The 9,077-nt window shown below is 46.0% G+C and carries 7 protein-coding genes; 6 read left to right on the top strand and 1 reads right to left on the bottom strand.

Features of this window, described 5'->3' with window-relative positions:
- Together IQ235_RS11040 and IQ235_RS11035 are read left to right on the top strand one after the other, a co-directional pair.
- A partial coding sequence (locus IQ235_RS11040; RefSeq protein ID WP_264321519.1) for a helix-hairpin-helix domain-containing protein occupies window positions 1–719 on the top strand: 719 nt, incomplete at its 5' end.
- Between the two features lie 222 nt (window positions 720–941).
- Entirely contained in the window at window positions 942–2,135 is a 1,194-nt protein-coding gene (locus IQ235_RS11035; RefSeq protein WP_264321518.1) for a methyl-accepting chemotaxis protein, read from the top strand.
- Between the two features lie 295 nt (window positions 2,136–2,430).
- Here IQ235_RS11035 and IQ235_RS11030 read toward each other — a convergent pair whose 3' ends face one another.
- Window positions 2,431–3,375: an alpha/beta fold hydrolase gene (locus IQ235_RS11030; protein ID WP_264321517.1), complete on the bottom strand. Its 945-nt coding sequence runs from the start codon at window positions 3,373–3,375 to the stop codon at window positions 2,431–2,433.
- Between the two features lie 461 nt (window positions 3,376–3,836).
- Here IQ235_RS11030 and IQ235_RS11025 point away from each other — a divergent pair, with 461 nt between their 5' ends.
- The 4 genes from IQ235_RS11025 to IQ235_RS11010 form a co-directional block, all read left to right on the top strand.
- Window positions 3,837–4,685 carry a geranylgeranylglycerol-phosphate geranylgeranyltransferase gene (locus tag IQ235_RS11025; protein WP_264321516.1) on the top strand — a complete coding sequence of 283 codons (849 nt, stop codon included), beginning with the start codon at window positions 3,837–3,839 and terminating at the stop codon, window positions 4,683–4,685.
- Window positions 4,686–4,846: 161 nt separating this feature from the next.
- Entirely contained in the window at window positions 4,847–5,509 is a 663-nt protein-coding gene (locus IQ235_RS11020) for a transmembrane-type terpene cyclase (protein WP_264321515.1), read from the top strand.
- Window positions 5,510–5,702: 193 nt separating this feature from the next.
- Window positions 5,703–7,085: a cytochrome P450 gene (locus IQ235_RS11015; protein ID WP_264321514.1), complete on the top strand. Its 1,383-nt coding sequence runs from the start codon at window positions 5,703–5,705 to the stop codon at window positions 7,083–7,085.
- Between the two features lie 60 nt (window positions 7,086–7,145).
- The coding region (locus tag IQ235_RS11010) for a two-partner secretion domain-containing protein (protein WP_264321513.1) at window positions 7,146–9,077 on the top strand (1,932 nt) is incomplete at its 3' end.

Raw genomic sequence — 9,077 nt, 5'->3', positions numbered from 1 at the left:
CCTGTGGGGCGATCGTGCGCGGGGCGATTTCCCATTGGGGCAGCCGTGCGGCGTTGGATATCGATGGGTTGGGGGAGAAGGTTGCCAGACAGTTGACCGAGGCGGGATTGGTGCAGTCGGTCGCTGATTTGTACGATTTGAGCATCGAACAAATTGCCGCCTTAGACCGCATGGGACAAAGGTCTGCCGAAAAACTCATTGGAGCGATCGCCGCGTCCAAAACGCAATCCTGGGCGCGGGTGCTGTACGGTTTGGGCATTCGCCATGTCGGCAGTACCAATGCCGCCGCGATCGCTGCTCGGTTTCCCAAGATAGAAAAGCTCTCTGGTGCGTCGGAGTCGGATATCGAATCCATTTACGGCATCGGATCGGAAATTGCCAAATCCATCGTTGCTTGGTTCCAAGTACCGGAAAATCAAACCCTCATCGCTCGGTTGCGATCGAGCGGTTTGCAACTCGAGTCTTCTGTCGCGTCTCCTTCCACCCCATTACCGCTAGCCGGTCAAACCTTTGTCATTACCGGAACCCTGCCGAGTTTAAAACGAGAGGACGCTAAAGCTAGAATTGAGGCCGCCGGAGGTAAAGTCACGAGTTCGGTAAGTTCTAGAACCAACTACTTAGTCGCTGGAGATTCCGCCGGCTCGAAGTTAGAAAAAGCCAAAACCTTGGGAATTCCTCAACTTTCAGAGGTAGAGTTACTAAAATTACTCGAAGGCTAACCGATCGCGCTAGCTCCCTCAACGTAATCTTAATCTGACTCAATTAACTTAATGGGTGTTTTCAGACAAATTCGCGCTTGTTCTATCGGCGTACTTTTAATTTCTTTCATAGAATTCAGCGTGGCTTATTTCGGGCTAGTTAAAACCCAAAAAAATGTCAAAATTGTAAATCATATTGGTGTGGTTCGGGGAAAAAGTCAAAGGCTGAGCAAGCTGGAATTAATGAATATTTCCCACGATGATATGATTCAAGAATTGGATTTAATTTTAGATGCAATTACCTCGGGAGGAAATTCAGACTTAGATATTGCCACATCTCCTAACGCCGATTACTGGGAACCGTTACAAAAACTAAATCGAGATTGGCAAGAACTCAAGCAGCTTATTGAAGAATATCGAGCCGATCGCAGCAATCGAGAGCCACTTTTACAAGCGAGCGAACGATTTTGGGATACTTGCAATCAGACCGCATTCGCCGCTCAAGAGTTTTCTCAACAACAAGTTCGCCGTATCATTCGCTTGGGTCTTGTCGTGCTTTTGGTCAATATGGCTGTGCTGTTGGTTTTCTATCGAATGAACGATCGGGTCGCGAAGGTGATGCACAAAACGCTCAACAGTATTGCTGATTATCTATCCCAAATCCAGGTCACCGTCGAAAAACAGAAACGAGGTATTGGAGCGCAAGCGCGATCGGTCGATCGAACCACAGCCGCCATCGAACAACTCAGAGCTTCTTCCCATCAAGCCTCGGATTATTCCGAGCAGTCAGCCGATCGATCGACTCAAGTGTTAGCTTTTGCCGATGGGGGAACTCAAGCGGTGGCGCAAACTCAAACTTGTGTGGTGGCGCTCAAAGAGCAAGTGAGTCGCATGGCCGAAAATATCGAGCAACTGAGCCAGCAAACCGATCGCATCGGACGAGTTTCGACATTAGTTCAAGACATCGCCAATCAAACCAACGTACTGGCTTTAAATGCCAATATCGAGGCATCGCGAGCGGGAGAAACCGGTCGAGAATTTGGGGTGGTGGCGCGAGAGATTCGCAAACTGTCTACCCAAAGCCAACAATCGGCTGGGACGATTAATACGATCGTCACAGATATTCAAAGTGCCATTCAAGCAACTGCGAGCCTGATTCGATCGGGTACGAAAACAGCACTGGATGGGGAGAAGAGCGTTCGCAAAACCGCCACCACCTTCGATCGGGTTCAAGATGCCGTGGATGAAATCACGCTGTCTGCTCGAGAAATGGCGGGCAATGCCGGGCAACAACTCGAAGCGATCGAACAAATTGTTTTGGTGATGAACGAACTGAATCAGGAGGCTGCGGATACGGTGGAGGGGATTCGCTACGCACAAGCAGAAACTCAAAAGGTGACGGAGATGTTGCAAGACTTGAGGGCTTCGATCGACTAGGCTGTGTTGACATTAGGTTTTCAACCCCACGTGAGGATTATAGCGCTTCGTCATCAGTTTATTTACACCATAGATGAAACCGGCTTTTTCCATTCCCCATTCCCTGGTCACTGAGCCTGTCGAAGTGCCCTTTCCCTGGTCACTGAGCCTGTCGAAGTGCCCTTTCCGAATCCGCAAAACTTGTAACGAAAAGGGCGCGAACTGCAATAATTTCATGCCTCAAAAATACCATTCCTCTACTCTCCAACCGGCAGAATGTGGGCTAACGAGCGAGCGGCTTCGAGTTGACTCAAAGTCAGGCAGCTTTTAAGACTGACTCGGAAAGAGACGAGCTATTTTTATCCCAAGATTCCAGCCAGTTTTCGATGGTTCGATTGACTTCTCTCGATCGTTCGTAATGCAGGTAATGACCTGCATTTGCTAAGAGAATTCGGGTGATATTCGGGCAAGCTCGGAAAATGCGATCGTCGATGTTTGGGGGGAATACGCTATCCTGTTCGCCTTCAAGCCACAAAATCGGCATCTCGATTTTGGGTAAAAGTTCTTCTAATTTCGGCATGAAGTTCGGACGCGTCATTGCTAAAAAGATGCTCGACCAAGCTTTTTCAAACTCAGGTGTTTGCGTGGGTTTGGTAATACTTAAAGCTAGTTCTTCGGTAAAGGGTGCCCAGTTGACGCATAAATATTTGGCCCATTGGCGAACAACAGAAGGTTGTCGCAAAAGAACTGCTAGAGTTTGTTGCACTAAGGGCAAAAGAAGCTGCTCTTCCATCGTTGAAGTGACCGATTGCATCCATTGCGGACGCGCCCAGTTGAGTAATGCCAGATCGGGCAAACCCACCAAAGCGATGCCCCGAACCATGGATGGATGAGTTTGGGCGGCTACCAGAGAGAGTGCAGAACCCATGGAGTTACCCACCAAGACAACGGGTCGATCGATAAATCGTTGCCAAAAGTCGTAAACTTGCTCGATCCACAGGGTCATGGTGTAGTTTTCTGGGGGCTTCTCGGATTCTCCAAAGCCGAGTAAATCCAGTGCGTAAGCCTGACGATTCTTACCTAGAGCGGTGATGTTGTACTGCCAATGCTCGATCGAACCGCCGAAACCATGCAGAAATAGCAAGGGAGTTTGAGGCTCTTCAGAGGACGCTTCGACAACTGCATAACAAGTGTTCCAGCCTCTCCAGTTCCAAGATCTTCGATTTGCTAGTTTTTGTTGCAAGTTTGGTGAGTATATCACTGCTAAAAAAAGTTTCTCAACGCTTACTTAAGTAAACATACTTATCACGTTATAAAGAAAATATTAAGACTTTAATGCAGTTAAAAAGTTATTAAAAATTAATTAGATCATTTTATCTCGTTCGTTAAGCATGATGCTAAAAAAAAACTTAATGTTTTTATAGCCATCGAGCGAGCTTGCGATGGAACTCAGATCGAACCAAGATGCATTCTCTATGCATGCTCGATTCACACTCCATACACGCTCGCTGGGGTTAAAGAATAGATATAGTGTTTGAGACAGAGATTAAAACCTATGTATAGTGTTGAGCTATAGGTTGGGGGGCGATCGTCTGCAGAGGGAGTTGCCGATGACCCACAGTCGGGTCTGTGCTACTTTGAACCCACTTACGCAGAAAGACTTACGTAGAAGTACGAGACCGGTAGCCGATCTTTCTACACAAACTTCATCTATTGAGACCCATGAATTATCTTCTGAGTCTGCTTAATCTGTGCCGACCCGTTAATCTCCTGTTAGGATGCTTTACGGTTCTCATGTCGGCTTACATGATGGACGAATTTCCCCATGTCGAGACTTTGATTGAAGCAATCGTCGTGGTAGTCAGCTTTGTCGGTGCATCTAACGCATTCAACGACTACGTAGACTTCGATATCGATACGATTAATCGCCCCAATCGTCCTCTTCCTAAGCTACAGCTTACCAAAAAATCGGCACTTCACATTTCGATCGCACTTTTTATTTTAGGAAGTGTGGCTTCGATCGCGCTCGAGCCTGCTGCCACGACGATCGCGATGGGTGCAGTCCTACCAGTGGCGATCGTCTACAGCACCTCCCTCAAAGGACTGCCATTGGTCGGGAATGCAGCAGTGGCGTTTACCGTGGGGATGACATTTATTTTCAGCGGTGCGGCGTTTGGTGATGCCATGGCGTTGCTAACTCCGGCAATTATCACCTTCGGATTTTCGTTTATTCGCGAGCTGATTAAGGATATAGAAGATATCGAGGGCGATCGCCGAGCGGATTTGAAAACGTTTCCCATCTTGTTTGGCGATCGAGTAGCGGCAAAACTCTCTTCGGCTTTGATTATCGCGCTGCTGGTCGCTTCGGTGGTTCCCTATTGCCGGGGAGACTACGGAATGCCTTATATGATGCTGTTCACCTTGGGAGTAAGCTGGCCGCTTTGTATTTCGATCGGTTTGCTCATTGGCACTCCTGCAACTCAAACCTACAGTAATATTGCCAATTTGATGAAGGTTTGTATGTTTGTCGGCTTAGTGGCGATCGGCATGGGTGAAAGCATTTTAGCTTAGTTATTTCTCGATTTTAATTTTCCCCTAATAGATTTTAGTTCTTGACTAAACTCGATCGACTCAATTTTTTTGCATATTTTAATTACGACTTAAGTATTAGTGATAAACAATACTTTTTTCGACATAAGTCTTTTTTAAGTTAAGTCACCTTAGAATTTGTAATGGAATTCACAGACTACTCACAAACTCAATACATTTGGAGCTTAATTCTTGGAGGATTATGCGATACTTTATGGGCTATTGCCTATATTCTGATTATCAGGCGAGGATTTAAAGACCAAACTTATGGAATGCCAATGGTTGCTTTGTTGACGAATTTATCTTGGGAAATCATCTTTTCTTTTATTTATCCATACGATACAATTCAAGTTTATTTAAATATTGTGTGGTTTTTTATCGATCTTATTATTTTGTATCAATTTATAAAGTTTGGCAAACAAGAATTCAATAAAATTCCAAAAGATTGGTTTTGGATGACTGTTTGTGTTATCGGAGTAATAAGCTTTGCTGCCGTATTTTCTGTCACTGTTGAATTTCAAGATTGGTATGGGAATTATACAGGTTTTGGCGACAATATGATGATGTCAGCCTTGTTTATATGGATGCTTTTTGAGCGAGGAGATTTACGAGGTCAATCTATCTATATTGCATTGTCTAAGTTCTTAGGAACAACAGCTGCATTCGCTTCAGTATCTTTGGTTTTTGAAACTTCTTTTTTGCTCCGATTTATGTATTTAGGTGTTTTGGTTTTTGACATGATATACATGATGCTTATTTATCAAAAAGCTCAAGAGACAGGAATTAGTGCTTGGCAGAGAGTTTAAAAAGCATCAAAATTTGAAATTAGCTGTCAGAGTTTAAAAATACAAAGAAAACACAAACGATTTTAGCTTTTTAAATCAGCTTCTTTAGCTATACCGCGCTCTAACTTTGTTGTGGTCGATCGGGTATGGCTCGTAGCCACAAGACAACACAGAAATCACAACTAGATAGCAATTCAGTGAGTCATTGAAGAATATGAATATTTTAGAGGGTCCCAAAACTCCTCCGATCGTGCAGCTAATTCAGTGGATTGCCGATCCGATCGGTTTTATGGAATCCAATGCAAAACTCTATGGAGATATATTTCAAACGCAACTCGGCAGCAAATTCTCTCTGGTTTTGATCGGCGATCCCAAAGCACTTCAGGAGATTTTTCGGGCGAATGCAAAGCAGTGTGACGCAGATGTCGGAATTGCAAATGAGAGCTTACCGATTGTCGTGGGAAAAAATTCTATACTTCTAACAAATAGCCAGCGCCACAAGCGAAAGCGGAAGCTGCTGATGCCTCCGTTTCATGGTTCTCGTATGGTGGCTTACGGAGAACTCATTTGTCACATTACACAACAGATAGTTTCTCAATGGCAGATAGGTCAACCTTTTTCTGTTCGGTCTTCTACTCAGGTAATTACCATGCGGGTAATTTTGCAGGCTGTATTTGGATTGTATGAAGGATTACGCTCTTGGCAATTGCAACAAGCTCTAGAAGAATGGCTGAATATCACAGCTTCTCCTATTAAATCTAGTCCGCTGTATCTTCGCTTCTTACAACAGGATTGGGGGGCTTGGAGTCCATGGGGTCATTTTCTTCGTTGCCGACAGAGAGTAGATGACTTGCTATATACAGAAATTCGCGAACGACGAGAGAATCTAGATCCTACACGTACAGATATCCTAACTCTACTGATGTCAGCAGAAGATGAAAATGGAGAACGGATGACTGATGAAGAGCTACGGGATGAGCTGATTACTCTCTTGTTAGCAGGTCATGAAAGTACAGCAACATCTTTAGCTTGGGCTTTGTATTGGATTCATAAGTTACCAGATGTAAAGAAGAAGTTGCGCACCGAGCTTAGCAGTTTGGGAGATCGTCCCAACCCAGAAGCTATCTTCCGATTGCCCTATCTGACAGCAGTATGTCAGGAAACTCTCCGAATTTATCCAGTTACGCCGATCGCATATTCTCGTGTTCCTACATCATCTATGGAAATTGGAGATTACCAGTTTGATGCAGGAACGATGCTCACCCCTTGTATCTATCTGACCCATCATCGAGAAGATCTCTATCCTAATCCCAAAAAATTTAGACCAGAACGATTTTTAGAACGGCAATACTCCCCCTACGAGTATCTGCCTTTCGGCGGAGGCAACCGACGCTGTATCGGCATGGCATTGGCACAATATGAAATGAAATTAGCGATCTCAACGATTCTCCAGAACCTAGAACTCGCGTTACCCGATGACAGACCCGTACGACCCGTTCGCCGAGGTTTAACCATTGCTCCCTCCGATAACTTGCGACTCGTCGTAACCGGCCGGCGCACTCCCAACAAAACTCCTGCGGCTGCTACTGTGGGATAGCGAACCCGTTGCCGCAACGCTGTATGCTGGAATCCAGACTGTCGGATGACCTGATTTTTTATGATTCCAGCATCCATTACCGAGAACGCTATCGAGATTCGTTTCCCCTCTAACTCCATTCAGCCGAAGACTTGGCGCCAAACTTGCTTTCTATTACCCGTTGCCTGTTGCCTATTGCCCACTGTTGCTACTGCTCAAATTACTCCAGACACCACATTACCCAACAACTCCATCGTCACCCCCGATGGCAATACGATTGTTATTGATGGCGGAACTTCAACAGGGAGCAACTTATTCCACAGCTTCCGAGAATTTTCCGTACCCACCAGCACCGAGGCATACTTCAACAATGCCTTGACCATCGATAACATCATCACCCGCGTGACTGGAGGAAATCTCTCCGACATCGATGGGTTGATTCGCGCTAACGGGACGGCAAATCTCTTTCTCCTCAATCCCAACGGCATCGTCTTCGGCCCCAATGCCCGACTCGATATTGGTGGTTCGTTCGTGGGTAGTACTGCCGACCGCCTCAACTTCGAGGATGGTAGCTTTTATAGCGCTACCGAACCCAATGCTCCCCCCTTACTAACGGTCAACGTTCCCATTGGCTTGCAGTTCGGCTCTAATCCAGGGAATATTGTCAATCGAGCAAATACAACCGTTACCGATGCCATGGGGAATGTTGTTCCCGTCGGACTTCAAGTGCAACTCGATAATACTCTGGCGTTGATTGGGGGAAATGTGGCAATAGAAGGCGGTTTCCTGACCAGTACCGGGGGAAATGTGGCCATCGGTGCAGTTGGTAGCGAGGCACAAGTGAATTTCGATCGCGAGTCGAACCGTTTGGGGATAAACTACGATCTCGTTGAGAGCTTCCAGGATATTCAACTCTCCCAAGCTGCACGCATCGACACCAGTGGTGTGGGAGGAGGTGAGATTCAGCTTCAAGGACGGCAGATCCAACTTAACGACGGTTCTGCGGTGGTTTCTAATACCTTTGGCAATCGAGATGGTATGGGAATTGCTATTACTGGGTCGCAATTTGCCCTCAATGGTGGGTCATATGTAGCAGCAAATACTTTTGCGGACGGTACTGCTGGAGATATTTCTGTCAATACCTCAGAATCTATCGTTTTGATGGGCATTGAAAATCGTGTCAACCTAACGTTAGAAACCTTTAGCGAAGCATTTGAACCCACCCAGGATTTGCGGAGTGGGTTATTTACCCTCAGTTTTGGATCGGGAGACACTGGAGATATCGAGCTAGATACTAATAATTTGATACTGCAAGATGGGTCAACCATCTGGGTTACCCCCTTCGATCTGGGTGGAGGGGGAAATTTAAGTATCGATGCTGAGATAACTGAGGTCACTCAATCTTCGATGCAAACGGTTAGTTTTGGTACTGGCACTAGTGGAAACATAACCATTCACGCCACATCTTTGCTGCTGCAGAACCAGTCTTTCGTCTCCTCTTCAACTCTTGCTTCTCAAGGTGGAGATATTACAATCACCACAGAATCAATGGAGCTGATTGGCACTCCCGTAGATAACCCAGCGTTTTTTACAGTGTTTTCTACAACAACAGCAGGAGGAGAACAGGCAGGTAACCTCACCATCAATACCGATCGCCTCATTGTCCGTAACGGCGCACTCCTCAGAAGCGATGCTCTCAACTCCGGTCGGGCTGGTAATATTACGATTAATGCCACCGAATCCGTTGAACTTCTCGATCCGCAATTTCAAACGATCGATCCAGCAACCCCCATTTTTGAGGATAGTAGCATTTTAGCTGGGACGATCGGGGGAAGCGAACTCGCTGGAGATATCAGTATCAATACGGAAAAGCTGGTATTAACCAACGGGGCAACGATTTCCGCTTCTGCCGATAACCTGCAATTGGGAGATGTTAGTATTCCCGCAACAGCTCGTGCGGGAACCATTCGTATTAATGCCCGAGATACCGTCGAAATTAGCGGTATTTCACCC

The organism is Zarconia navalis LEGE 11467 (assembly GCF_015207075.1).
GTDB classification, from domain to species: Bacteria; Cyanobacteriota; Cyanobacteriia; order Cyanobacteriales; family Geitlerinemataceae; genus Zarconia; species Zarconia navalis.
This window is presented reverse-complemented; position numbering and strand designations above follow the sequence as displayed.

Excerpts from the sequence above, each read along its gene's own strand:
- IQ235_RS11035 (WP_264321518.1), top strand. The coding sequence starts at position 942 with ATGAATATTTCCCACGATGATATGATTCAAGAATTGGATTTAATTTTA.
- IQ235_RS11025 (WP_264321516.1), top strand. The coding sequence starts at position 3,837 with ATGAATTATCTTCTGAGTCTGCTTAATCTGTGCCGACCCGTTAATCTC.
- IQ235_RS11020 (WP_264321515.1), top strand. The coding sequence starts at position 4,847 with ATGGAATTCACAGACTACTCACAAACTCAATACATTTGGAGCTTAATT.
- IQ235_RS11015 (WP_264321514.1), top strand. The coding sequence starts at position 5,703 with ATGAATATTTTAGAGGGTCCCAAAACTCCTCCGATCGTGCAGCTAATT.